Here is a 24,932-nt window from a genome sequence, read left to right as displayed (position 1 = left end):
AGGAACACGATTCGTATGAAGTTAATGTTAAGTAAAACAATTAAGCATTGCTTTTTATCCCCTCAATTAGGGTGATATCAGAGAATTATTATAAACCCTTCGAGGTATCCGAAAACAAAGAAAAAATCGATTTCAAACAAAAAAAGGAAGTTTCTAATGAACAAAAATCCTTTTAATCAACTAAACGATTGCCGGAAGGCCAAAGGCGATAGGTTTGTTTTGATCTTGAAAAATTTGCTAAAAGATTGCGGATGGCCAAAACCAAGCTGGTAGGCAATTTCTGATATTGAAAGTGGTGTTGAACTAAGCAAAGATTTAGAGCGTTCAATTATTTTATCCTGAATGTACTGTTGCGTATTTAAACCTGTTAACGAACGCAGCATATCACTTAAGTAACGCGGCGATAAATTAAGCTGACTGGAAACATATTGCACATTCGGCAGCCCTTTTCTGAGTCCGACATACTCATTAAAGTAGTTTTCAAGCAACCTATCCAAAGCGGCTACTGTTTGGTTATTGATGTTTTTCCTGGTAATGAACTGCCTGTTGTAAAACCGATTGCTAAAATTCAGGATCAGCGCAAGCTGTGACACAAGAACATCCTGACTAAACTGGTCAATATTATTTTCAAGCTCTGTAGCAATCCCAGCAAACAGGCCTGAAACGATTTCCTTTTCCTTTGCAGACAGGTATAATGCTTCAGAAACATCATACGAAAAAAAGCCATACTGATCTATTAAACTCCCCAACGGATAACTCCTGATCAGATCGGGATGAAAATATAAAACATAACCTTCATAGCCTTCAGAACGATCGGATGAAACAACCAGCTGTTTGGGTTTCAAAAATGCCATACCCCCTTCTTCAAAATCATAGTAACCCTGTCCGTATCGTACGCTTCCGCTAAATTTATCCTTAAACGAAATTTTATAAAAATCGAGACTGATCTTTTTTCCCGCCTCAAAAAACACAGGAGGCAAATGGTTATAATTAACCAAGGCTAACAAAGGATGAGAGGGAGCGGGATAACTCAAAGCCTGCATCAGTTGTGATATACTTTTGAAATGATAATGCTCTGGATCGGTTTTCATATTCATAAAGAATTTTAGTGCTGCGCTGATGGACGGATAACGATATCTCCCACTTCCACATCACTGGGCTGACTTATGGCATACACTACTGCAGCAGCAATTGCTTCGGGCTTTATAGCCAGTTTCTCCATGCTTTCACTAATTGTATTTTTCATGGTTTCATTTTTCATCCCCTTTGCCAGATCGGTTTTTACTACTCCCGGAGAAATTCCGGTAATGCGGATACTTCCATCCGATTCCTGCCTAAAAGCCTCTGCAATTGTACGTACTGCATTTTTCGTCCCGGCATATACACCTTGTTCAGGCACAATTTTTATTCCAGAAGTAGAAATAATATTAACGATATGCCCTAAATTTTGCTGTTTAAAAACAGGCAGAGCTGCCGCCATTCCATATAATACACCTTTAAGGTTAATATCAATCATTTCTTCCCAGCCATTTACATCAAGTTCGTCTATCCTGCTGAGTTGACTTATACCTGCGTTATTGATCATCACATCCAACCTACCATAATTTTCGACAGCTTTATTCACCAAAGCAATCATATCAATCCTATTTCTTACATCAGTTTCCATATGAGAAGATTCTCCGCCGTCTTTTTTGATTTCATCTGCCAAACTGCTCAATTCTTCTGTTCGCCTTGCAGCCAACACAACTTTTGCGCCCAATCCAGCCAATGTTTTAGCAGTTGCCCTGCCTATTCCACTACTTGCACCAGTAATGATAACAACTTTTCCTTTAATTTCATTTTTCATATCCTATCGTTTTAGTAGGATACAAAAGTCAGTTTATGTTAAATCAAAAAAGTAGCTATACTGGTAAAAATTTTAGCCATTTAGGATAATTGAAAACGAATTAAATTACATCCCTATGTCTGGATTATAATTTTCGGAATAGATCCAGAGAATCAACAGAAAAATCATTTCTACTTAACGAGATTTCCTAAAAAAGTTTTCCACATCGGTGAAGTCCAAAACCCGATTTTGTCTATAATCATACTTTAAACTGTTTAAACCTATTTTTTACCCTTTGGGTGCAAAAAGTGCTTAAATTTTGATTTCAGGCACATTTAACTAAATTTGAAATGTACCAAAACCAAGTTTATGTATCAATTAACAGTACCTGCAAATCGCGTTAACGAATCGTTAAGTAAGCACATTTTGGCTGATGGTTTCGACCTGACCTACGATATGGAAAAAAGTCACGGTGCCTATATTTATGATTCGAAATACAACAGAACTTTACTCGATTTTTTCACCTGTTTTGCTTCCGTTCCTTTGGGTTATAACCATCCTAAAATGATCAACGATGAAGAATTTAAAAAAAATCTTTTTCAGGCTGCTCTGGCAAATCCTTCTAATTCGGATGTATACACCCAGCAATACGCACAGTTTGTAGAAACATTTTCCAAAGTTGGTATTCCCGATTACCTACCGCATGCTTTTTTTATTGCAGGTGGTGGTCTGGCGGTAGAAAACGCGATTAAAGTAGCCATGGACTGGAAAGTTCAGAAAAACTTCGCAAAAGGATATACAGAAGAAAGAGGCTTTAAAGTTTTACATTTCGAAAGGGCTTTTCATGGTAGAACCGGTTATACTTTAAGCCTGACCAATACCCTACCTGATAAAACCAAATGGTTTGCTAAATTTGATTGGCCAAGGGTCTCTGTTCCTGAAGTCAGATTTCCGCTTTCGGGAGATCATTTAAGTCATGCCATCCAAACCGAAGAAAGTTCATTGGCGCAGATCAAAAAAGCTTTTGCCGACCATAAAGATGATATCTGTGCGATCATTGTGGAGCCAATTCAATCTGAAGGTGGTGATAACCACTTACGTGAAGAATTTCTGATCCAGCTTAAGGCTTTGGCCGATGAAAATGATGCTTTTCTAATCTATGATGAAGTACAAACTGGCGTAGGTTTAACAGGTAAATTCTGGTGCCATCAACATTTTAGCGAAAAAGCCCGACCAGACATCATTGCTTTTGGAAAAAAAATGCAGGTTTGTGGTATCCTTGTTGGTAATAAGGTAGATGAAATTGAGACCAATGTGTTTAAAGTGCCAAGCCGGATCAATTCTACCTGGGGAGGAAACCTGGTAGACATGGTGCGTTCTACCCAGATTTTACAGATCGTTGAAGAAGACCAGCTTTGTGAAAATGCCACAAAAGTTGGTGCATATTTAAAGGATCACCTGGAGAATTTATCGCATCAATTTGATCAGATGAGCAATGTGCGCGGAAGAGGCCTATTGTGTTCTTTCGATTTCCCAACCAAAGAAATGCGGAACACTTTTATTTCTAAAGGACTGGAAAACAATGTTATGTTTTTGGGATGTGGCGAAAAAACCATCCGTTTCCGCCCAGCACTTTGTATCGAACAAAAGCATATTGACGAAGGATTGACGGTTATGGAGAAAATATTGCCTTTATTGTAGGCATGAACAGGAAATCGTTAGTTTATATCATCCCAATCGGCGTTTTAATATTGATATTTTTCATGGTCAAAGATGTTTTTGACCAGCCGGGGGTTGAAGATATGAAAGCTGGTTTCAAAGAAATCGTGAAATACCGAAATGCCAATAACACTGGTCCGGTACAACGGATTTATGTGGTTACAGTTAAAGATTCGGTATGGAAAGAAATGGAAGACTATGGTAATTTAATGCCCCATACCAAATATGGAAATACAAAAGTTTACTTCTTTATGGAAAATACTAATATCCCTAAAATATTAGCACCAGGAGAAGTGAACTTTGATCCTCAATATAATAAATCTTGTATAGCGCTATTCGAAAAAAGCGCAATGAGCCAGGTAGCGTTTAATAAGCATCCATTTTAAACGCAGATTTTTTTTTGGTATAATTACGCATGAATCGTGATTACAGTTCGATAAGTCCATCAGCAAAATCGCTATTGCTGGCTAAAAGCTTAACGGATATTCCCTTTGTTGCTGATGCTGTAAAATTAATTTATGGTAATAACGCGCTTGAACATTTATCAAATAGAGATTTTGATGAGGTATTTTTAAAACGGTTGGTACATTTCGAGAGCAGGTATTTATCACTGGATAGTTTACTTTTTGCCTCGGGCTCTTTAAATATTTTAGAGATTTCTTCAGGTTATTCCTTTAGGGGGCTGGATCTGGTTTTAAGGCATCCAACCATTTATTACCTGGATACCGATCTGCCAGGCGTGATCGATATCAAGAAAGATTTGGTTGAACGGCTAATTGTTGACGAGAAATTAAACTTAAAAGGTAAGCTCAAAACCGAAGCTTTAAACGCGTTGAATGAGGATGCCTTTTTAAATGCGATAAATCAGATGCCGCTTGGGTCGATTAGTATTATAAACGAAGGTTTATTGGTGTATTTAAATACGGATGAAAAGGTATCGTTATGTAAAACCATTCATAAGTCCTTAAAACAAAGAGGCGGCTATTGGATCACTGCTGATGTTTATGTGAAGCGTCCAGCGCTTAAAAATGACACTAACGATTATTTTTCCCAGTTTCTGGAGGCGCATCATGTAGAAGACAATAAGTTTGATAGTTTTGAGCAAGCAGAACACTTCTTTTTAGCACAAGGTTTTAAACTGATCACCAAAGCCACTTCAGTTTGGCATCAACTTTCTTCCTTAAAATACATTGATGCTGAGTTATTAAAAAAAATGAAAGAACAGGCGAATAAAATAGGCAGAATCCGCGAAACCTGGGTATTAAAGGCGATTTAATGATTAAAGCAAGATTACTAACCTTCATTCCCAAAATGCAGATTTTCTTTTGAAGCGCAAGGCCTGTTCAAAAAACCAAGTTCTTCCCGTTTTACGCTTTTACGCTTCGCTGCCTCATACCTCGTTGCTGCAGGGTATCGCTTCAACCGGGACTAAATTGGCTAAAACAGTATTTCATTTTTGGGTTTGCAGGATGCACCTACCTTTGTCCGTAAACCCGACAACAGCGGCAGCTCCCAACTTTTCGTCGGGGCTACAGCGAATGGCAGGCTACAGCAGCCATTTCAATATGAACATTCATTTCCCAACTCTAAAAAATATTTTTCTTTTTCCTATGCTAAACTCACGAAGTTTTCCTATTGCACTCCTCCCCTTAAACTCCATGAGTTACTCTATTAAACAAAAGCAGAAAAACCAGTTATGGCCCTACCTACAATTAATGTATTGATTTCCTTTGTGCCTTCATACGAATAAATCGCTTCAGCATCAGCCACAAACCGGGCAACATTATATTCCAATAAAATACCATTTCCGCCCATCACTTCTCTTGCTTTACTCACCACATCACGTGTCCTTAACGAACAGAATACCTTAGCTAAAGAAGCATGTTCATCCTTCAGCAATCCTTGATCTTGTAATTGCGACAAACGGAAACATAGTGTTTGCATGGCCGTTAAATTCGACAACATTTCTACCAGATGGTTCTGGATCAATTGAAAAGAGGCAATCGGTTTACCAAATTGTTTTCGGGTGCGGGTATATTCCAGGGCATTCTCATAGGCTCCGCGGGCACAACCTACAGCCTGCCAGGCCACTCCTGCCCTTGTCATCTGTAATACCTTTGCCGTATCTTTAAAAGAATTTGCATTTTGCAGGCGGTCGGCTTCTTCAACCTCACAGTTCGTTAAGGTAATAATCCCGTTTTGCACAATCCGCAGGGCCATTTTATCCTGCATTTTCTCTACTGCAAAACCCGGATTGTCCTTTTTTACAATAAAGCCTTTAACCTCTCCACTTTCTTCATCACGCGCCCAGATAATTAAAATATCGGCAAATGTGGCATTACCGATCCATTTTTTCTGTCCGTTCAACACCCATTTCCCATTTACTTTTTTACAGGTGGTGGTTAAACCGCCGGCAGCTGCAGAACCAACTTCGGGCTCTGTTAAACCAAATGCACCAATAATTTTAAATTGCTGCATTAACGGCAGCCATTGCTTCTTCTGTTCTTCCGATCCGCATAAATAAATTGATCCCATGGCCAGGCCACTTTGAACACCAAAAAACGTAGAGATTGAGGTATCAATCCGTGCCATTTCCATTGCCAATATGCCTTCCATTAAATTCGATTTCCCCGGACAGCCATAACCTTTATAGGTTAAACCACAAATATTGAGTTCGGCCAGTTTTGGAATGATTTCGAAAGGAAATTCAGCTTTGTTCCAATAATGGTTTACAATGGGTTTTACTTCCTTTTCTAAAAAGGCACGTACTTTTAATTGAAGTTCGCGGTCTTCATCTTTCAGGGCTTCATCACCTAAATGATAGAAATCGCCTTCAATTGGAGGCAGCGCTCTCTTTTTACCCGGTCCCCCCATCATTTTCATCATGCCCTGAATCTGTTTATCATCCAGGTTTGATATTGTTTCGACCATTTTGGGCAAGTCGACTTTTTTTGATAAAGCTTCTAACTTATCGAAATCTACGTGTTTAAAAAGATTATATGCGTTTTTGAGAGAAGAGAATATATTCGCCATTATTATTCGTTTTGAGAATAACAAATGAAGGGCGTTTTTGTTGGACTATGGGCTTTGTCATTCTAAGGAACGAAGAATCTTTAACCAATGAAAAAGATGCTTCGTGCCTCAGCAGGATAAGGGTATAAAAAAAGTGCTATATCAGCGTTGGTGGATTTTACGATAAAGATTCTTCGCTACGCTCAGAATGATAATTTTCTTACCTCAAATCAAATAAATTATCAACGCCTAACAGCTTCCTCGAAGTAAACCCCTCACCAAAGGTAGCGCCAATGCTTTTGCCAAATTCCCTGGAACGGCCAATCATGCTTTCAAAAAACTCAGGTGAAGAAATATAGGTTTCCAATCCATCCATATCAGGATTATAAAACTGGGTTTTAAATGCTTTGATGGATTCAATTTTTTTATCGATATGTTCTGTGATGTCCACAATAACATCAGGTTTTAAGTACCTGTCTTGAATATATTGCAACAATAATCTTGGGCGGTGTGCCTGCTGATCAACGCCTTCTATCGAAGTTTCTATTTTTGGTAAACCCGACAAAAACACCGAATCGTAAACCAAATCGCCGGCTCTTCCATGATCGGGGTGACGGTCTTCCAGCGCATTGCTTAAAATAATTTCAGGTTGATATTTTCTGATCGCTTTAATTACTTCCAAACGGTGAAATTCATCATTTTGAAAAAATCCATCACGCATTCTTAAATTCTCACGGGCATGCAAGCCCAAAATTTTTGCAGATTCAGCCGCCTCTTCATCTCTGGTTTCGGCAGTACCGCGTGTACCCAGCTCGCCACGGGTCAAGTCAACAATTCCAACTTTTTTACCAAGTGCAATGTGTTTTAAAATGGTTCCAGAGCAACAAAGTTCCGCATCATCAGGATGTACGGCTATCACTAAAATATCTAATTTCATTATTTATTTGGCATTTTGATTCAGCAGCTGCTGAATTTTCTTTTTAATCTTCGAACTTAATGGCTTGGTAAACGGTAAAAAATAATCCTCCAGTTCACCATTTTTGTTCAATATATATTTATGAAAGTTCCAACGGGGTTTCGAACTTAATTTTGCGTTTTGTTTTTTATCGCTCAAAAACTGATAAAGGGGATGGGCATGAACCCCACGCACCATAATCTTATCAAAAACAGGGAATTTTACCCCATGGTTGATTTCACAAAAAGAGGCGATATCAGAACCATTTAACGGTTCCTGTTTTCCAAAATCGTTGGTTGGAAAGCCTAAAATTTCAAAATCAGGATTATTGATCTCATCTTTAAGCTGCTGTAATTCTTTTAGCTGGGGTGTAAACCCGCACTCGGAGGCTGTATTTACAATTAGAACAACTTTATTTCGGTAGGCTGATAACAGCTGTTCTTCGCCATTAATTTTCTTAACCTTGAAAGAATAAATATTCGGAATGCTTTCCTGCATTATATGTTATTGATAAAATCCCGAGGTACGGATAATAGATTCGATATCCCTATCCTCAGTCGGATCGTAAGTGCTTTTTAAATTATGTCCCACCACACGGGCAACAATCTGATAAGAAAATGCCGCAAAGCCACCTTTGGTCTGCTTTACAATTTCGTAGGTTGTTCGGCCCACTTCACGGTCGATCAGTTTCGTTAAAATCTGACCTTGGGTGATCGTTAAATCTTTTATCTCACGGTTAAACATGTCTTTGATTTCTTTATCACATTGTTTAACCAATTGTTTTTGTTCTTTTTTCTCTGGTGTTTTTGCAATATCCTGCTCCAGCTGCTCGTATCTGCGTTTTGCAAATAAGGCATAAGGCATTACTTTCAATACATTATACCTCAAACGGTTATATGCGGCCTGTTCAGCAGGCGATTTCCAGATCCTGGCGGCATAAATAGAGACATCATTAAGTTGCATCCACGGAATCATTACACCGTTATCGTTTGTTGAGGCTACTCTTATTGTATCGCTCTTACCCATTTTAGGGAATACCGGGGTACCAGCATCCTGAGCCCGCAGCGAAATGCTACAAATCATTACAATACAAAGAAAAAAGAGCCCTTTAAATTTCATAAATTTATACTTTTACAAAGTTAGGTGTTATTTCATATATTAGTTGTTTCACAAATCTAATATAAGTTTTATTCATAAATAAGACGCAATTTTTACGCAAAAAATACAAATGAAAACAGAGTTAGTGATTGATTTAGAGGCGGAAAAGCAAGAGATTCTAAAAAGATATAGGGCATTATTAAGGGCAAGCAAATCTACTTTACAAAAGGGCGATAAGAAAGAAATCCGGAAAGCTTTTGATATGGCGCTGGAAAGCCATAAAGATATGCGGCGTAAATCTGGCGAACCTTATATCTACCATCCTATTGCGGTAGCGCAGATTGCTGCCGAAGAAATCGGGCTGGGAACAACTTCAATTGTATGTGCGCTATTGCATGATGTAGTAGAAGATACCGATATCACGCTGGAAGATATTGAACGCGAATTCGGAAAAAAAACCGCCAAAATCATCGACGGTTTAACCAAGATTTCGGGCGTTTTTGATACCAATAGCTCATTACAGGCTGAGAATTTCCGTAAAATGCTACTTACTTTGGCAGATGATGTTCGGGTAATCCTGATCAAACTTGCCGACCGTTTGCATAATATGCGCACGATGGATTTTATGCCACGCCATAAACAGCTTAAAATCGCCTCAGAAACCATTTATTTATATGCACCACTGGCCCATCGGTTGGGTTTATATGCCATAAAATCAGAGTTGGAAGATCTTTCGATGAAATATCTTGACCCTGACACATACAAATTCATCGCAAAAAAATTAAACGAGAAAAAAGCGGAGCGTGCCCTTTTTATCAAAAAATTCGTCGAACCGATTGATGAAATCGTTCATGAACAAGGTTTAGTGGCTGATGTTTACGGACGGCCAAAATCAATCCACTCCATCTGGAACAAGATGAAAAAGAAAAATATTCCTTTCGAAGAGGTTTATGATCTTTTTGCTATCCGGATTATTCTGGATTCTGCTCCCGAAAATGAAAAGGCAGATTGCTGGAAAGCCTATTCTATTGTAACCGATTTATATCGACCCAATCCTGATCGTTTACGCGACTGGGTTTCCTCTCCAAAAGGGAATGGTTACGAAAGTTTGCACACTACGGTAATGGGTCCACGCGGACAATGGGTTGAGGTACAGATCCGTACCCAGCGTATGAATGAAATTGCAGAAAAAGGTTTTGCTGCACACTGGAAATACAAAGAATCGAGCAATGATAACGGTTTGGATCAATGGATCCAGAAAGTGCGCGAAATGCTCAGCAATCCTGAAGCCAATGCCTTAGATTTCCTCGATGATTTTAAAATGAACCTTTTCTCTGATGAGATTTTCATTTTTACACCAAAAGGTGCTTTAATCCAGTTGCCTTTAGGCGCCACCGCATTGGATTTTGCTTTCGAAATCCACACCGATGTGGGGGCAACCTGTATCGGCGCCAAAGTAAACCACAAACTGGTTCCGATCTCTTACAAGCTCCAAAATGGCGATCAGGTTGAGATTATCACCTCGAGCAAGCAGACTCCAAAAGAAGACTGGCTCAATGTGGTGGTTACGGCAAAAGCGAAATCAAAGATTAAATCATCTCTAAAGGAAGAAAAGCGGAAGATTGCCGAAAATGGTAAGGAAATCTTAGAAAGAAAGCTTAAATCATTAAAAATCACCTACAATACTGATAATTTACAAAAGCTCAGTTATTTCTTTAAACTGCCTTCTACACAAGAGCTTTTTGTTAATGTTGCGCTCGGAAAAATCGAATTGAAAGATATTAAAGAGTATCTATCGAGCGAAAAAGAAATTGAAAACCGAGCCCCGGAACGCCCTGAAAACCTAACGGTTGACATGGTAAAGACTAAAATGAAAGGCTCGGAAAACGACATTTTATTGATTGGGGAAGATTTACAAAAAATAGATTATACTTTAGCAGCTTGCTGTAATCCAATCCCAGGCGATGATGTTTTTGGTTTTGTGACAGTAAGTGAAGGCATCAAGATTCACAGAACGAATTGTCCGAATGCAGCCCAGTTAATGTCGAACTATGGCTACCGGATAGTGAAAGCCAAATGGAACAAACAGCAGGAACTGACCTTCCTTACAGGATTACGTATTGTTGGTATTGATGATGTAGGTTTGATCAATAATATCACCAGGGTGATTTCTACCGACTTTAAAGTAAATATGCGGTCGATTACTGTAGATACCAATGAGGGGATTTTTGATGGTTCAATTATGATTTTTGTAAACGATACCGAACATCTGGAAAACCTGATTAAAAATTTATTAAAGGTTAGAGGCGTTACCGGGGTAACCAGGTTTGACGCTTAGTTAGTCCGAAAGTCGGGAGACCGGGGTCCGAAGTATGGATTTCGATTGCTAAGCCGCAAGATATTGCAATTTAAATTTCTGCCGCCTGAGCCTTTCACTAAATACAAATCTGTGTAATGATTTAACCAGTGTAATCATTTTTCAAAACAATTTACCTACCTTTGAATGGAGTTTAAAAACTATGTCTGAACAAAAAACAAATGAGCTCGTTCGCAAGATTTTTGAGGCTTATTTAGAAAACAAAAATCTACGTAAAACACCAGAGCGTTTCGCTATATTGGAAGAAATATATTCAAGAAACGATCACTTTGATGTAGAAACCCTTTATATCCATATGAAAAACCAAAAGTACCGTGTAAGTCGGGCTACGGTTTATAATACTTTGGAGTTATTGGTTTCCTGCGATTTAGTTACCAAACACCAGTTTGGTAAAAATATGGCACAATTCGAAAAATCTTACGGTTACCGCCAGCACGATCACGTGATCTGTATTGAATGTGGTAAAGTAGTAGAATTCTGCGATCCCCGAATTCACCAGATCCAAACCATGGTTGGTGATCTTTTAAAATTTGATGTTAAACACCACTCCTTAAATCTTTATGGCTTCTGCTCTGACTGCAGTATGGCCAGAAAAGTAAGCGAAAGTGCAGCAACAACCGAAAAAATCGAAGAAATTAAATCATAATACAAATAAAACCAGCTTAATTTATTAAATAATGACGCAAGTAGATGTACTTCTCGGCCTGCAATGGGGCGACGAAGGAAAGGGAAAAATCGTTGATGTACTAAGTCCAAAATATGATCTTATTGCCCGTTTTCAGGGTGGCCCAAATGCCGGACATACTTTAGAGTTCGATGGCAAAAAATTCGTTTTAAATACAATCCCTTCAGGAATTTTTAACGAAAAAACCATGAATCTTATTGGTAATGGCGTAGTAATCGACCCTATTATCCTAAAAAGAGAGTTAGATAATTTAAAAAAAGCTGGTCATGATCCCGTTGCCGATGGCAAATTGGTGATTGCCCGTAAAGCACACTTAATTTTACCAACCCACCAGTTATTAGATGCTGCGAATGAAGCACGCATGGGCAAAAATAAGATTGGATCAACCCTAAAGGGTATCGGTCCAACTTATATGGACAAAACCGGCCGTAACGGTTTACGTGTTGGCGATACTACCTTACCTGATTTCAAAGAGCGTTATGCTAAACTGGTAGAAAAACACACTGAAATTCTTTCTCATTACGAAGGTTTCGAATATGAACTGGCAGAAAAAGAAGCTTCATTCTTTGAGGCCATCGAATTCTTAAAAAGCATTCCACACGTAGATAGCGAGCATTATGTTAATGGTTTCTTAAAAGAAGGCAAAGCCGTTTTAGCTGAAGGTGCACAGGGAACGTTATTGGATGTTGATTTCGGTTCTTACCCTTTCGTAACTTCTAGTAATACAACAACCGCAGGTGCCTGTACTGGTTTAGGTATTGCGCCCAATAAAGTGGGTGCTGTTTATGGCATCTTTAAAGCCTATTGTACACGTGTTGGTGGCGGCCCTTTTCCTACCGAATTAGATAATGAAGTTGGCGAAAATTTACGCGCCTTAGGTCACGAGTTCGGTGCAACGACAGGTCGCGCCCGCCGTTGTGGATGGATTGATCTTCCTGCATTAAAATATGCCATCATGTTAAACGGTGTTACCGAGTTAATTATGATGAAAGCGGATGTTTTAGATACTTTTGATACCATTTATGCTTGTACACACTACGAATATAATGGCGAAACAATCGATTACATGCCTTACGATATCATTTCTATCGAACCAAAACCGGTATTAAAAGCAATTGACGGCTGGGCTACTGATGTAACAAAAATTACCTCAGTAGATGAAATCCCGGCTAAATTGACTGATTATATCGCGTTTTTAGAAAAAGAATTAGAAGTGCCAATCAAATTCCTTTCGGTAGGACCAGACAGAGCACAAACTTTAGAATTGCGTTAAAATACCCGATTTAGTCACCCTGAATTTATTTTTAGGTCCATTTACGACTGATAATATAAAAGCAATCCAAAACGGATTGCTTTTTTTTAGTTGTCAACTTTAATAGCATAAGTGCTGAAAAGTTAACAACTCTTCACAATTGATAGCAAATTAACTTAATAACTTCCTTCTCATCATCTTCAATCTTCTACCCAAAGTAAATCAGAGAAAACATATTTAGCTTTTTTAGGGATGATAAAATTCTCAGGTATTGAAACCACTAGCTCCTTTACAACGTTACTTTTAATACTACCTTTCACAAGATAAACACCTCTAAAAAACGGAAGTGTTTTCTCCCGGCCACAATCAGCAAAAACATAAAGCGTGTCTCCTGTTGATTCCTGTTTACATACATATAGTTTTGCATTTTTTCTGTTCGATTCACACTTTTCAGTGCTTGGAAAGTATGCTAGAATATCTACGATAGCACAGGAATCATCCGGCATATCCATATCCATTTTTACTTTTGCTTCTTCAAGTTCATATAAATGAATTTTCCTTTGCTTAATCCTCGAGCATCCCAGTATTAATAAAATGGATACAGAGGCAAAAAAGACACTTAACTTTCATAACTTAATTATTATTCAAGATAAAAATTAATTTCTTACAATTATCAACTCTATTTTTACCTTTGCCGCAGCTTGAAAACCCCACAAAACATATCCCATTTTAAACAAAAAGCATTGCACTGGGCAAACCAGTTCGAAGTGTGTTGTTTTTTAGATTCAAACGATTACAAAGATGCTTATTCAGCTTACGATTTTATTATCGCCGCTGATGTTGACACAGAATTAAAATGTTCAACAGGTCATGCCTTTGATCAACTCAAAAGCTTTTATACCATACAAAAACAATGGATTTTCGGTTTTTTTAGTTACGATTTAAAAAACGAAATTGAAGATCTCAATTCTAGTCGCTCTGACAATTTAGACTTCCCAGATCTATACTTTTTCGTTCCGAAATATTTAATCGCATTTAAAAATGGCAAAGCGGAGGTTTTAATTGGCGATCAAGCAATTTTAATGGATATCGATTCGTTTCAGTTTCAGCCAAAAACCCAATCGAAAGCGATAAGCATCAGGCAAAGATTATCAAAAGAACAGTACATCAATAAAGTTGATGCTTTAAGAGATCATATGATCAGGGGGGATATCTATGAGGTCAATTTTTGTCAGGAATTTTTTGCCAAAAATGCTGGAATAGACCCCATTCGAACGTTTGAGGCGCTAAACAAAGTTTCCCCTACCCCATTTGCCGGTTACTTTAAGGTTTATGGAAAATATATCTTATCTGCTACACCCGAAAGATTTTTGTGTAAACGTGGATCAAAACTTACTTCACAACCCATTAAAGGAACTGCCAAAAGAAGTTTGGATCCAGTGGAGGATGAAGCTATAAAATTGCAGCTCAGGAATGACGTCAAGGAACAGGCAGAAAACGTCATGATCGTTGATCTGGTACGTCACGACCTCACTAAATCGGCTGCAAAGGGATCAGTTACCGTTGATGAATTATTTGGCATTTACAGCTTTCCTCAGGTTCACCAGATGATCTCTACCATTAGCTGCGAATTGAATCCGGGTATCCATTTTATTGATGCCATTAAAAATGCTTTTCCTATGGGATCTATGACGGGTGCACCAAAGGTCAAAGCCATGAAGTTGATTGAAGAATACGAAGTGACCAAAAGAGGTATTTATTCTGGCTCATTCGGCTGTATCAGTCCTGATGGAGATTTCGATTTCAATGTGGTTATCCGAAGCATTTTATACAATACTGAGTCCAAATACTTATCTTTTCAGGTTGGTGGGGCCATTACTTATCAAAGCGATGCCGTTTCAGAATACGAAGAGTGTTTATTGAAAGCCAGTGCGATTTTGAAGGTATTGGGTAGTTAGGTTATTGTAGTTCATTGGTTCAACAGGAAACCCTCCACCCGCATCCGTCACGCTGATCCGATAACCATCGGATTCATTTCAGGATCTTTCCTGCTTTCTTCTGGTTATAGCGTCTCGCTACGAATAACCAATGTCCTTAAAACTAAAAAGGTCTAATTGAGAAGCTAAGACCAGATAAAAAATATCTTTTCAATTAGATTTCTCGATTACGTTATCTCTGTCCGAAATGACGATATTTCGAAGGTGATTACAAAAAAAAGGTGGAAATTCTCTGCACCAAGCAAAAACCTTCCACCTTTCTACCTTCGGCTTCCAACCTTATTTCTTATAATACTGTTGAGCTTCAGGTAAATATTTTTGAATCTGTGCAATACGCGTGGCATCACTTGGGTGGGTACTTAAAAACTCTGCTGGTTTTTGTGCACCTGCAGAAGCCGCCGACATCCTGTTCCAGAAAGCAGTGGCGCTTTGTGGATTGTATCCGGCCATGGCCATAAAAATCAAACCTAAACGATCGGCTTCCAACTCCTGGTTACGGCTAAATTTTAGCATGGCAACCGGAGTACCTACACCATATAAAGTATTGAAAATAGATTGTGTTTTCGGGTTTTTAGATAAAGCCACACCTGCTGCTGCGCCAACACCCTGTGCAACCATCTCCTGTGACATACGTTCTGCAGAGTGACCGGCGATGGCATGGGCAATCTCGTGTCCCATTACGGTAGCTAAACCAGCATCATCTTGAGTTACAGGCAAAATACCCGTATAAACCACAATCTTTCCACCAGGCATGCACCATGCATTTTTCTCGTTATTTTGAACCACATTAACTTCCCACTGGTAATCCGCTATCAGGTTACCATAGTTATTGTTATTCATGTACGATTTTACTGCTGTAATCAACCTGCTACCGATGGTTTTCACCTTTAAAGCCTGCGCATTAGAAGCCGGTAAAACGGTAGTTTTGTTTTCGGTTAAAAATGTGCTGTAAGCCTGGAAGGCCATGGGCAGCACCTGATCGTTACTCACTAAATCAAATCGACTACGGCCGGTTAACGGAACGGTAGAACATGAGTTAAATAATAAAATCCCAGCAACGCTTGCTGTTAAAAATAACTTTTTCATAAATGCGATTTAAAATGATTAGTAAATACTGATAAGCAAAACCGAAGATTAAACAGTAAGCTTATAAATAAGTTTTAATGAAATGTGATTTGTTAAATTAATTCGTTTTCTTCCTAAACAAATACACTTTAGATTCTTTGCCCTTTAGCAATCTTTCGAGGTTTTTTTGATGCGTGACCAGGATTAAAATACAAACCACCATGCCATAAAGCACTTCAGATTTGATCGAAACCTGAAACAAAAACACCACACTGAGCGGAAAAGTAAATCCTGCGCAGATGGAACTTAATGAAACATATTTAGTTAACAACAGTACCACTACAAAAACCAGAACACAAAGCATAGATGCCTCGAAGTTAACTGCCAAAATCATTCCAAAAAGCGTAGCAACTCCCTTTCCACCCCTAAAACCAGCAAAAACGGGAAATAAATGCCCCATCACTGCGGTTACACCTAGTGCAAGTTGATAATTAACAAAAACAACTGAATTTTGTGGGCCTGTTACCGACATGCCGATTAAATAGGCCAGATTGGTTGCGGTATAACCTTTCGCAATATCGATAATCATTACTGCAATTCCGGCTTTTTTGCCCAATACCCTAAAAGTATTGGTTGCGCCAGCGTTGCCGCTTCCGTATTCTCTTACATCAACCCCATAAAAGGCCTGACCAAGCCATACAGCCGTTGGTATAGATCCAAAAAGGTAAGCAATTAATAGCGCGCTGAGAGAATAAACCGTAACCATAGCCTACAATGATACAAAAAATAAGCTTTTAATTTTATAGCAAATCACTTTAGTATGCTTTTAAACTCATATCCAGGCTTTTCACAGAATGTGTAAGTGCGCCCATCGAAATAAAATCTACACCACAGGCCGCATATTCTGCAACATTCTCTTCTGTAATGCCTCCGGAAGCCTCTGTAATAAATTTACCGTCGATTAAAGCAACCGCTGCTCTTAAATTTTCAAAACTGAAATTATCGAGCATAATGCGATCTACACCACCGATGGCCAAAACCTGCGATAATTCTTCTAAATTCCTAACTTCAATTTCGATCTGAAGACTTTTATTTTGATCTGCAAGATACTTTCGGGCAGCTGTAATGGCATTCGAAATCCCTCCGGCATAATCTACATGGTTATCTTTAATTAAGATCATATCATATAAACCGATGCGGTGATTTACGCCACCACCAATTCTAACCGCCCATTTTTCCAGATAACGTAAGCCTGGGGTCGTTTTCCGGGTATCTAAAATTTTGGTTTTTGTAGTTTTCAGTAACGAAACAATCCGATGGGTTTTCGTGGCAATACCGCTCATGCGTTGCATACAGTTTAAAACCAGACGTTCGGCAATTAAAATGGCATGTGTACTGCCAGCAACTGTTAATGCGATATCACCAACTTTTACTGCTGCACCGTCCTGCAAAAGCACATCAACCTTCAGATTGGCATCAACCTCTTTAAAAATCTCAATAGCCAGTTCAATTCCCGCCAAAATGCCATCTTCCTTGATAATCAGCTTTGCCTTTCCCTGCGTTCCTGAAGGAATGGTTGAAAGTGAGGTATGATCGCCATCACCAACATCTTCGGTAAGGGCATTTTTTATGAATTGATGTATAAGTTGAATATCCAAAATGTAGATTTTATGCCGCAAAAATAAGAAATATTTGTTAGCAGGCAATTTACTAATGGGTATAAAGATATGCTGAATAACGAATTTTACGAATTATGAGTTGCGCTGTTAATCTTTCGCAGGCTCAATTCTTAATTCAGTAATCGAAAAACTGGTATTGAATTTTTTCATAGTAACAGAAACCCTGAAAGTTTCTTTAGCGGTGCTTAAGATAATCACCCCAAAACGATAGTTTGGATTGGTATTAATTTTATGAAAAATACTTGTTTTTACAGGAGGGTGTTTGATGAAAAAATCTCTCAAAATCTGTTCACCTTGTGCTTTTGAGTATACATCTTCTTCATCAATTATGATCAGTTCGATCGTTGAGGCGAAATTTTTGGCAATCTCTTTTGAATTACCAGCCTTAAAATACGAGGATAAATCATCAATAATATCAGCCTGGATGGCTGTAGGACTATATAATGATGACAAACTAATAATGAATAAAAATAAGCTCCGGATCATTTCTGTATTTTATACAGAACCCTCTAGCTAAAATTATGCCATTAGCATATCAAAAAAAAGGATTTCTTAATTTGTATAAGCGCCAATAAAGCTATATTTGCCATATAAACAAAACACTAAAACATGTTATACATCAAAATGTTTTAATGTGAATCAATAAATTTTTCAATAAAGATGGTAAACGATAAAAAACTCGCACTTATAATTCTAGATGGTTGGGGCTACGGAAAACAAGATAACTCCGATGCTGCTTATGCTGCCAATACTCCTTTTTTCGATTCGTTATTAAAAAACTATCCAAATTCTAAACTGGAAGCCTCTGGCGAAGCCGTAGGTTTACCGGCCGGACAAATGGGCAACTCTGAAGTTGGGCACATGAACTTAGGTGCGGGCCGTGTGGTTTACCAGGAACTTGGAAGAATCAACAAATCAATTACTGACAGAGAACTGCACAGCAATCCTATTTTGGTAAGTGCATTCGATTATGCCAAACAAAACAACAAAGCTGTCCACTTGATAGGTTTAGTTTCTAACGGTGGCGTTCATGCGCATATTGAGCATCTAAAAGCTTTGTGTGATGCTGCTAATGAGGCACAGGTACCAAATACTTTTGTACACGCTTTTTTAGACGGTCGCGATACTGACCCAAACTCGGGATTAGGGTTTATCACAGATCTTGAAAACCACATTCAAAATACCAATGCCAAATTGGCCACAATGGTTGGCCGTTATTATGCAATGGACCGCGATAACCGTTGGGAGCGTGTTAAACAGGCTTATGATGTAATGGTTAATGGTGTTGGCGAAAAAACTCAGGATGCTTTGGCAGCCATTAAAAAATCGTATGCTGATGGCGTAACCGATGAGTTTTTAAAACCAATTGTTTTAACACAAAATAACGGTGCTCCGGTAGCGACCATCCAAAACGACGATGTGGTGATCTGCTTTAATTTCCGCACCGATAGGGGTCGCGAGATTACAACGGCTTTAACCCAAAAGGACTTCCCGGAGCAGCAAATGCACAAACTGCCATTGTATTATGTTACCATGACCACTTACGATGAAAGTTTTGAAAAGGTAAATGTAATCTTCACTAAAGATGATCTAGTACAAACCATCGGCGAAGTGCTGGCAAATAACAACAAAAATCAGATCCGCATAGCCGAAACTGAAAAATACCCGCACGTAACTTTCTTTTTCTCGGGCGGAAGAGAAGCCGAATTTAAAAATGAAAAACGACTTTTGGTTCCTTCTCCTAAAGTAGCTACTTATGATCTTCAGCCGGAAATGAGTGCAGCCGGCATTACAGATGCCATTACCAAAGAAATGGAAACAGGCTGGGCTGATTTTATCTGCCTAAACTTTGCCAATCCTGATATGGTTGGCCACACAGGTGTTTTTGAAGCCGTAATCAAAGCGGTAGAAACTGCAGATAAATGTGCAGAAACGGTAGTAAAAAAAGGTTTGGAACACGGTTATTCGTTTATTCTTTTAGCCGACCACGGCAACTCGGAGTTTATGGTTAACGGGGATGGATCGGCCAATACCGCACACACCACCAACCTGGTTCCATGTATTTTGATCGATAATGATTACAAAACGATTGCTGACGGAAAATTAGGCGACATTGCCCCTACTGTTCTAAAAATATTAGGTGTTGCTATTCCAAAAGAAATGACAGGAAACGTTTTAGTGTAATGATTAAAAAATTATATATCCTGGTATTTGCTTTGGCATTGTTTTCCTGTAACCAGCGAAAAGAGGCCGAAGCAAATACTGATTTATTATATTTCGATATAAAGGGGTATTTCGGAAAGGAAATTACACGCTTACAAAAGTTAAACCCCGAGGTAAACAAAACGGTTAGCGTAAATGGTACAACAGAACATAAAACAGCCAAAATAGCCGACTGGACTAAAGAGCTGGCCATCTTTGTTAATGCCGATATTAATAAAACCTCCTGGAAAGGAAGTTTTAAAATAAAAGAACAAGATGGAATAGATAGTTATACTTCCGATAATAAGAAAATCCCGATCAAGAAAGTTTCTATCACCTGGAAGGGTCAGAGAGCAGGTAAAATAGAAATTATTATCGATAATAAAAATATCTTATACCGATCGCTGGATACCTTAACCTATTGTCCCGATAGTTTATACGCGATCAAAAAGCAACAGAAAATCAGGTTGCTGAATGAGAAGAAATATTCGGTTGTTGGAAAACTGAAATAAGAAAAAGGGGACTGAAATTATTCATTCCCCTTTTTATTTACCGCCAAATCCTATTTTAAGGTTGCGATCTGGGCTTTATCGTAAGTTACCCAGTCAATAATATCTTTTCTTAGAGGTTGCAAAGTCAATACTTTCTGAAAATCGGCTATTGAATTATTAAACGATGCTACACAAGCTGCTTTTTCTTCCTTTTTCTTCGCTTTAAAAGATTTGAAAATTGCATAATCTTTATACGCTAATCCGCGGTTCTGAAACATCTGGGCATCTTCATCGCCATTAATTTCGATTGCTTTTGTAAAATCTTTGAGAGATGCCAAATAAAAGCTTTCGCGCATGGTATTTAACGATTCTTTAGGATCATTTGCAATTTTTAATCTGGCTATCCCGCGGTAATAATAGGCCGTAACTTCAGTAGGTTTAATCGTTAATAAACGGCTATACGTTGCAATGCACTTCTCATATTCACGGTTTTGAAAATAAGAATAGCCAAGCATCTGTAACACATTTGCATTGTCGGGAGTTTTAGTGTCAGCTTTTTCTAATTGAGCGGCGGCAGTTTTATAATCACCCTTCATCATGGCCTGCATGCTTCTTTCGTAACTGCTTTGGGCAAAACTACCGGTAGATGAAAAGATAATGAGTCCTAAAATAGCCTTTTTTAAATAGTTCATGTATGAGTAATAAGTTTAACAAATCTAACGCCTAACAAAATTTATAGGAGAAATTTTTTGCAATATAATCCTATTCTGATAATTTAAAAGTTTTTAATTTTCTTTCATTTCAACCAAACGTCCTAAACATTAGCTTAAACGCTGAAATATGCTTTATATGATATTGGCTGAAATATTTATGTTACTCTGCCTTTTTAACATAAGATTAATGCTATTTTCACTTTGGCACAAGAGTTGAATTTATTAACTTAATACCAAAATTAAACAAAGTGGATACGATTAAACTGCCAGTTTGTCGTTATAGGAAAATGTGATAATGAGTAAACAAGATATATTTGATTTCCATACAGCAATGCCAATCATCAACGAGGATACCGAGTTTTTCCCTTTAATGTCTCAACAGGACGAAGAGGAAATGAACAATGAGGAAACGCCCGAAACATTGGCCATATTGCCTTTGCGAAACACAGTTCTATTTCCGGGTGTAGTGATTCCCATTACCGTTGGAAGAGATAAATCAATTAAATTAATCAAAGAAGCTTACAAAGGAAATAAAATCATCGGGGTAGTTTCTCAAAAAGATGTTTCGATTGAAGATCCTACTTTTGAGCAGCTTAACACCGTTGGTACTGTTGCAAACATCATTAAGCTCTTGCAAATGCCCGATGGAAATACCACAGTAATTATCCAGGGGAAGCAACGTTTCAGCCTGATTGAAGAGGTACAGAACGAACCTTACATCAAAGCTGTTGTTAAAAAGTTTGAGGAGCAGAAACATAAGGCCGATAAGGAATTCAAAACGCTGATCGCCTCTATCCGCGAAATGTCGTCCCAGATTATCCAGCTTTCACCAAACATCCCGAGCGAAGCCAGTATCGCGCTTAAAAACATCGAGAGCAATTCATTTTTGATCAATTTCATTTCATCAAACATGAATGCCGAAATGGCCGATAAGCAAAAAATCCTCGAAATGGATAAATTGCAGGAAAGGGCACAAAAGGTAATGGAGCTTTTGATGGTGGAGTTACAGATGCTCGAACTGAGAAATCAGATCCAATCGAAAGTACGTACCGATTTAGACAAGCAACAACGCGATTATTTTTTAAATCAACAGTTAAAAACCATTCAGGAAGAATTGGGTGGCAATTCTGCCGATTTAGAATTCGATGCCCTACAAGAAAGAGCCAAAAAGAAAAAATGGTCTCAGGCAGTAGCAGATCACTTTGATAAAGAAATAGATAAACTGGGTAGAATGAATCCTGCTGCGCCTGATTATTCTGTACAGTTAAACTATCTGGAGTTACTTTTAGATTTACCCTGGAGTGAATTTACAAAAGATAATTTCGACCTGAAAAGAGCACAGCGCATCTTAGATAAAGATCACTTTGGTTTGGAGAAAGTAAAACAGCGTATTATCGAATACCTCGCTGTACTTAAACTAAAACGCAATATGAAAGCGCCGATTTTATGTTTGGTTGGCCCTCCGGGAGTTGGTAAAACATCTTTAGGTAAATCCATTGCAAAAGCATTAGGCCGCAAATATGTACGTATGGCTTTGGGTGGTATCCGAGATGAAGCCGAAATCCGTGGTCACCGTAAAACCTATATTGGTGCAATGCCGGGCCGTATCATTTCATCGATTAAGAAAGCTGGTGCAGATAATCCTGTTTTTGTTTTAGATGAGATTGATAAAGTAGGTACCGATCACCGTGGTGATCCATCGTCGGCCCTTTTAGAGGTTTTAGACCCTGAGCAGAACAATGCCTTTTACGATCATTATGTAGAAGTGGATTACGATTTATCGAACATCCTGTTCATCGCAACTGCAAACTCTTTAAGCACCATACAACCTGCGTTGTTAGACCGTATGGAGATTATTGAAGTAAACGGTTACACGATTGAAGAAAAAATAGAGATTGCCAAGAAATACCTGTTGCCAAAACAGAAAGAAAACCATGGAATTCAAACCAAGGATATCAGCCTTAAAACAGCCCTGATTGAGAAAGTGATCGAAGATTATACCAGAGAATCGGGCGTGCGTGGTTTAGAGAAAAAAATCGGTTCACTGGTACGTGGTGTAGCCACAAAAATTGCCATGGAAGAAACCTATGATACCAACTTAAGCAGTGATGATGTAGAACGTATTTTAGGAGCCCCAATTTACGATAAGGATTTATACGAAGGCAATGAAGTGGCTGGTGTGGTAACAGGTTTAGCCTGGACTAGTGTTGGAGGCGATATTTTATTCATCGAATCGAGCTTAAGCCCTGGTAAGGGAAAATTAACCTTAACCGGTAACCTGGGTGATGTAATGAAAGAATCGGCAGTTATTGCTCTGGCCTATTTACGCGCCCATGCAGCCGAATTCGACATCGATTATTCGCTATTTGACAATTGGGATGTTCATGTTCACGTGCCTGCCGGTGCTACCCCAAAAGATGGCCCATCGGCTGGGGTAACCATGCTAACCGCATTAACTTCAGCATTTACACAACGTAAAGTAAAACAACATTTAGCCATGACGGGCGAGATTACCTTGCGCGGAAAAGTACTTCCTGTTGGTGGCATCAAAGAAAAAATACTTGCGGCCAAAAGAGCAAACATAAAAGAAATTATTCTTTGCAAAAGCAACCGTAAAGATATTTTAGAAATAAAAGAAAGTTACATTAAAGATTTAACATTCCATTATGTAAGCGAAATGAGCGAAGTAATTGGGTTGGCTTTAACCAAGAATAAGGTTAAAAAACCGTTAGATTTAAGTGTTAAAATTGCACCGATTGTGAACTAAATTATATTTCTTTTGGATTAACAATTAAAAATCCAATAACAATAAATACTTTTATAGCCCAGGTAATTGCCTGGGCTTTTTTTATGAAATCATTTTTATTCGCTATAGTTTTTTGTTTGGTTGCTTCAACCAGTTTTGCGCAGTCATTTAAAAACGAATTTGGTTTTAAAACCGAAAACGATGCTTATCTGGCCACTTTAAACGACCGTTATTATACCAATGGGTTGTTTATCTACTTCCGTCACGCCATTAATGCCGAAAAACTGTCGGACAAAATAGAGAAAAAGACCTACGAAATTTCTGCCGGGCAAAAAATGTACACGCCATATTGGGGGCAGGTTCCGAATAAAGAAGATCAGGACAGGCCTTTTGCGGGTTATCTTTATGCCGGTGGTGCCTATTCTGTTTTCTATAAAAATGAAAGTGTTTTAAAAACCAGTGTAGAACTGGGAACGGTTGGCCCGAACTCACTGGCACAGGACGCACAGCGTTTTCTACACAAAACAGTAGGCTTTTACACGCCTGCAGGGTGGGATTACCAGATTAAAAATGAATTGGCCATAAATCTTTCCGCAAATTACAGCAAATTACTTTTCAGGCCTGAAGACCCGATTGTAGATATCAGTGCGCAAGGTTATGCCAATCTGGGTACAACATTTTCAGGTCTTGGAACATCCGTTTTATTCAGAATTGGTAAGGTGAACCAATTGTTTAATAGTGCCTATCATAATGCGGTAATCGGAAATGCTAAAACCAAAAGCCTCCACAATTCGGAATTCTTCTTTTATGTTAAACCACAGCTAAACTTCGTTGCTTACGATGCTACTATTCAGGGAAGTTTATTTAACGATAATAGTCCGCTAACCTTTGGCGTAAAACCAATCGTTTTTGAACAGCAATTTGGTATAAATTACAGTTCGAAAAGATTTACAGCGGATTTTAATGTAATTTTTAAAACCAAAGAAGTAAAAAGTGTGGCAAAAGCACAGAATTATGGCGGCTTGAATTTGTATTATCGATTTGGGAGGAGTTAGGTTAACTGTTTAAAATGGTTAATTGTTCAAAAGCCTGAAGGTTAAATTTCAGCCACTAACT

Annotated in this window: 23 protein-coding genes; 11 read left to right on the top strand and 12 right to left on the bottom strand. The window is 38.4% G+C overall.

What is annotated here, in order from left to right; genetic code table 11:
- Positions 1-176: 176 nt before the first annotated feature.
- Both AC04Q1_RS22975 and AC04Q1_RS22970 read right to left on the bottom strand, forming a co-directional pair.
- Positions 177-1,091, bottom strand: a complete 915-nt coding sequence (locus AC04Q1_RS22975; protein WP_478366884.1) for a helix-turn-helix domain-containing protein — start codon at positions 1,089-1,091, stop codon at positions 177-179.
- A gap of 14 nt (positions 1,092-1,105) precedes the next feature.
- Complete coding sequence (locus AC04Q1_RS22970) at positions 1,106-1,846, bottom strand: SDR family oxidoreductase (RefSeq protein ID WP_478366883.1); 741 nt, start codon at positions 1,844-1,846, stop codon at positions 1,106-1,108.
- 348 nt (positions 1,847-2,194) lie between these two features.
- On the opposite strand from AC04Q1_RS22970, the gene lat reads away from it, so the two are divergent.
- The 3 genes from lat (at position 2,195) to AC04Q1_RS22955 (ending at position 4,820) form a co-directional block, all read left to right on the top strand.
- A complete protein-coding gene (lat, locus tag AC04Q1_RS22965; RefSeq protein WP_478366882.1) occupies positions 2,195-3,526 on the top strand; it encodes an L-lysine 6-transaminase in 1,332 nt (443 codons plus the stop codon).
- 62 nt (positions 3,527-3,588) lie between these two features.
- Positions 3,589-3,930, top strand: coding sequence for a hypothetical protein (locus tag AC04Q1_RS22960; RefSeq protein ID WP_478366881.1), 342 nt, complete (start codon positions 3,589-3,591; stop codon positions 3,928-3,930).
- Positions 3,931-3,959: 29 nt separating this feature from the next.
- Positions 3,960-4,820, top strand: a complete 861-nt coding sequence (locus AC04Q1_RS22955; RefSeq protein WP_478366880.1) for a hypothetical protein — start codon at positions 3,960-3,962, stop codon at positions 4,818-4,820.
- Between the two features lie 395 nt (positions 4,821-5,215).
- On the opposite strand, the gene AC04Q1_RS22950 is transcribed toward AC04Q1_RS22955, so the two are convergent.
- From AC04Q1_RS22950 to AC04Q1_RS22935, 4 genes are all read right to left on the bottom strand, one after another.
- Positions 5,216-6,577, bottom strand: coding sequence for an acyl-CoA dehydrogenase family protein (locus tag AC04Q1_RS22950; RefSeq protein WP_478366879.1), 1,362 nt, complete (start codon positions 6,575-6,577; stop codon positions 5,216-5,218).
- A gap of 199 nt (positions 6,578-6,776) precedes the next feature.
- Positions 6,777-7,493 carry a bacillithiol biosynthesis deacetylase BshB1 gene (gene bshB1 / locus AC04Q1_RS22945; RefSeq protein ID WP_478366878.1) on the bottom strand — a complete coding sequence of 239 codons (717 nt, stop codon included), beginning with the start codon at positions 7,491-7,493 and terminating at the stop codon, positions 6,777-6,779.
- Between the two features lie 3 nt (positions 7,494-7,496).
- Positions 7,497-8,009, bottom strand: coding sequence for a glutathione peroxidase (locus AC04Q1_RS22940; protein ID WP_478366877.1), 513 nt, complete (start codon positions 8,007-8,009; stop codon positions 7,497-7,499).
- Between the two features lie 6 nt (positions 8,010-8,015).
- The gene (locus AC04Q1_RS22935; protein WP_478366876.1) at positions 8,016-8,630 is read right to left on the bottom strand and encodes a DUF4294 domain-containing protein; all 615 of its coding nucleotides are present in this window, start codon (positions 8,628-8,630) and stop codon (positions 8,016-8,018) included.
- A 109-nt stretch (positions 8,631-8,739) separates the two neighbouring features.
- On the opposite strand from AC04Q1_RS22935, the gene AC04Q1_RS22930 reads away from it, so the two are divergent.
- The 3 genes from AC04Q1_RS22930 (at position 8,740) to AC04Q1_RS22920 (ending at position 12,944) form a co-directional block, all read left to right on the top strand.
- Positions 8,740-10,947 (top strand): RelA/SpoT family protein, encoded by a 2,208-nt coding sequence (locus AC04Q1_RS22930; protein WP_478366875.1) that lies wholly within the window; start codon positions 8,740-8,742, stop codon positions 10,945-10,947.
- 181 nt (positions 10,948-11,128) lie between these two features.
- Positions 11,129-11,632: a Fur family transcriptional regulator gene (locus tag AC04Q1_RS22925; RefSeq protein WP_478366874.1), complete on the top strand. Its 504-nt coding sequence runs from the start codon at positions 11,129-11,131 to the stop codon at positions 11,630-11,632.
- A gap of 31 nt (positions 11,633-11,663) precedes the next feature.
- On the top strand, positions 11,664-12,944 hold the full coding sequence (locus AC04Q1_RS22920) for an adenylosuccinate synthase (RefSeq protein ID WP_478366873.1): 1,281 nt from the start codon (positions 11,664-11,666) through the stop codon (positions 12,942-12,944).
- A 179-nt stretch (positions 12,945-13,123) separates the two neighbouring features.
- Here the strand turns inward: AC04Q1_RS22920 and AC04Q1_RS22915 are convergent, their stop codons facing one another.
- Positions 13,124-13,435, bottom strand: coding sequence for a hypothetical protein (locus AC04Q1_RS22915; RefSeq protein WP_478366872.1), 312 nt, complete (start codon positions 13,433-13,435; stop codon positions 13,124-13,126).
- Positions 13,436-13,624: 189 nt separating this feature from the next.
- On the opposite strand from AC04Q1_RS22915, the gene AC04Q1_RS22910 reads away from it, so the two are divergent.
- Positions 13,625-14,881 (top strand): anthranilate synthase component I family protein, encoded by a 1,257-nt coding sequence (locus AC04Q1_RS22910; protein WP_478366871.1) that lies wholly within the window; start codon positions 13,625-13,627, stop codon positions 14,879-14,881.
- Between the two features lie 318 nt (positions 14,882-15,199).
- Here AC04Q1_RS22910 and AC04Q1_RS22905 read toward each other — a convergent pair whose 3' ends face one another.
- The 4 genes from AC04Q1_RS22905 to AC04Q1_RS22890 form a co-directional block, all read right to left on the bottom strand.
- Positions 15,200-16,006 carry a M48 family metallopeptidase gene (locus AC04Q1_RS22905; protein WP_478366870.1) on the bottom strand — a complete coding sequence of 269 codons (807 nt, stop codon included), beginning with the start codon at positions 16,004-16,006 and terminating at the stop codon, positions 15,200-15,202.
- A gap of 97 nt (positions 16,007-16,103) precedes the next feature.
- Complete coding sequence (gene plsY / locus AC04Q1_RS22900) at positions 16,104-16,751, bottom strand: glycerol-3-phosphate 1-O-acyltransferase PlsY (protein WP_029279402.1); 648 nt, start codon at positions 16,749-16,751, stop codon at positions 16,104-16,106.
- A 49-nt stretch (positions 16,752-16,800) separates the two neighbouring features.
- A complete protein-coding gene (gene nadC / locus AC04Q1_RS22895; RefSeq protein ID WP_478366869.1) occupies positions 16,801-17,643 on the bottom strand; it encodes a carboxylating nicotinate-nucleotide diphosphorylase in 843 nt (280 codons plus the stop codon).
- Positions 17,644-17,751: 108 nt separating this feature from the next.
- Complete coding sequence (locus AC04Q1_RS22890; RefSeq protein WP_478366868.1) at positions 17,752-18,117, bottom strand: DUF4783 domain-containing protein; 366 nt, start codon at positions 18,115-18,117, stop codon at positions 17,752-17,754.
- Between the two features lie 207 nt (positions 18,118-18,324).
- Between AC04Q1_RS22890 and gpmI the strand changes: the two genes are divergently transcribed.
- Both gpmI and AC04Q1_RS22880 read left to right on the top strand, forming a co-directional pair.
- Positions 18,325-19,848 carry a 2,3-bisphosphoglycerate-independent phosphoglycerate mutase gene (gene gpmI, locus AC04Q1_RS22885; protein ID WP_478366867.1) on the top strand — a complete coding sequence of 508 codons (1,524 nt, stop codon included), beginning with the start codon at positions 18,325-18,327 and terminating at the stop codon, positions 19,846-19,848.
- On the top strand, positions 19,848-20,378 hold the full coding sequence (locus AC04Q1_RS22880; RefSeq protein WP_478366866.1) for a hypothetical protein: 531 nt from the start codon (positions 19,848-19,850) through the stop codon (positions 20,376-20,378). Before gpmI ends, AC04Q1_RS22880 begins: the two co-directional genes overlap by 1 nt.
- Positions 20,379-20,428: 50 nt before the next feature.
- Here AC04Q1_RS22880 and AC04Q1_RS22875 read toward each other — a convergent pair whose 3' ends face one another.
- Complete coding sequence (locus tag AC04Q1_RS22875) at positions 20,429-21,049, bottom strand: tetratricopeptide repeat protein (RefSeq protein ID WP_478366865.1); 621 nt, start codon at positions 21,047-21,049, stop codon at positions 20,429-20,431.
- A 316-nt stretch (positions 21,050-21,365) separates the two neighbouring features.
- Between AC04Q1_RS22875 and lon the strand changes: the two genes are divergently transcribed.
- Together lon and AC04Q1_RS22865 are read left to right on the top strand one after the other, a co-directional pair.
- Positions 21,366-23,837, top strand: a complete 2,472-nt coding sequence (gene lon, locus AC04Q1_RS22870) for an endopeptidase La (protein ID WP_478366864.1) — start codon at positions 21,366-21,368, stop codon at positions 23,835-23,837.
- Positions 23,838-23,920: 83 nt separating this feature from the next.
- Positions 23,921-24,871 (top strand): lipid A deacylase LpxR family protein, encoded by a 951-nt coding sequence (locus AC04Q1_RS22865; RefSeq protein WP_478366863.1) that lies wholly within the window; start codon positions 23,921-23,923, stop codon positions 24,869-24,871.
- The last annotated feature ends 61 nt before the right edge of the window (positions 24,872-24,932 follow it).

It is taken from the genome of Pedobacter humicola (assembly GCF_056490705.1).
The sequence above is the reverse complement of the archived record's forward strand: the minus strand, read 5'-3'. Positions and strand labels throughout refer to the sequence as shown.

Excerpts from the sequence above, each read along its gene's own strand:
- AC04Q1_RS22925 (WP_478366874.1), top strand. The coding sequence starts at position 11,129 with ATGTCTGAACAAAAAACAAATGAGCTCGTTCGCAAGATTTTTGAGGCT.
- AC04Q1_RS22880 (WP_478366866.1), top strand. The coding sequence starts at position 19,848 with ATGATTAAAAAATTATATATCCTGGTATTTGCTTTGGCATTGTTTTCC.
- plsY (WP_029279402.1), bottom strand. The coding sequence starts at position 16,751 with ATGGTTACGGTTTATTCTCTCAGCGCGCTATTAATTGCTTACCTTTTT.
- AC04Q1_RS22975 (WP_478366884.1), bottom strand. The coding sequence starts at position 1,091 with ATGAAAACCGATCCAGAGCATTATCATTTCAAAAGTATATCACAACTG.
- gpmI (WP_478366867.1), top strand. The coding sequence starts at position 18,325 with ATGGTAAACGATAAAAAACTCGCACTTATAATTCTAGATGGTTGGGGC.
- AC04Q1_RS22960 (WP_478366881.1), top strand. The coding sequence starts at position 3,589 with ATGGTCAAAGATGTTTTTGACCAGCCGGGGGTTGAAGATATGAAAGCT.
- AC04Q1_RS22905 (WP_478366870.1), bottom strand. The coding sequence starts at position 16,006 with ATGAAAAAGTTATTTTTAACAGCAAGCGTTGCTGGGATTTTATTATTT.
- bshB1 (WP_478366878.1), bottom strand. The coding sequence starts at position 7,493 with ATGAAATTAGATATTTTAGTGATAGCCGTACATCCTGATGATGCGGAA.
- AC04Q1_RS22940 (WP_478366877.1), bottom strand. The coding sequence starts at position 8,009 with ATGCAGGAAAGCATTCCGAATATTTATTCTTTCAAGGTTAAGAAAATT.
- AC04Q1_RS22950 (WP_478366879.1), bottom strand. The coding sequence starts at position 6,577 with ATGGCGAATATATTCTCTTCTCTCAAAAACGCATATAATCTTTTTAAA.
- AC04Q1_RS22875 (WP_478366865.1), bottom strand. The coding sequence starts at position 21,049 with ATGAACTATTTAAAAAAGGCTATTTTAGGACTCATTATCTTTTCATCT.
- AC04Q1_RS22920 (WP_478366873.1), top strand. The coding sequence starts at position 11,664 with ATGACGCAAGTAGATGTACTTCTCGGCCTGCAATGGGGCGACGAAGGA.
- AC04Q1_RS22970 (WP_478366883.1), bottom strand. The coding sequence starts at position 1,846 with ATGAAAAATGAAATTAAAGGAAAAGTTGTTATCATTACTGGTGCAAGT.
- AC04Q1_RS22915 (WP_478366872.1), bottom strand. The coding sequence starts at position 13,435 with ATGGATATGCCGGATGATTCCTGTGCTATCGTAGATATTCTAGCATAC.
- lat (WP_478366882.1), top strand. The coding sequence starts at position 2,195 with ATGTATCAATTAACAGTACCTGCAAATCGCGTTAACGAATCGTTAAGT.
- AC04Q1_RS22865 (WP_478366863.1), top strand. The coding sequence starts at position 23,921 with ATGAAATCATTTTTATTCGCTATAGTTTTTTGTTTGGTTGCTTCAACC.
- AC04Q1_RS22935 (WP_478366876.1), bottom strand. The coding sequence starts at position 8,630 with ATGAAATTTAAAGGGCTCTTTTTTCTTTGTATTGTAATGATTTGTAGC.
- lon (WP_478366864.1), top strand. The coding sequence starts at position 21,366 with ATGAGTAAACAAGATATATTTGATTTCCATACAGCAATGCCAATCATC.
- AC04Q1_RS22930 (WP_478366875.1), top strand. The coding sequence starts at position 8,740 with ATGAAAACAGAGTTAGTGATTGATTTAGAGGCGGAAAAGCAAGAGATT.
- AC04Q1_RS22955 (WP_478366880.1), top strand. The coding sequence starts at position 3,960 with ATGAATCGTGATTACAGTTCGATAAGTCCATCAGCAAAATCGCTATTG.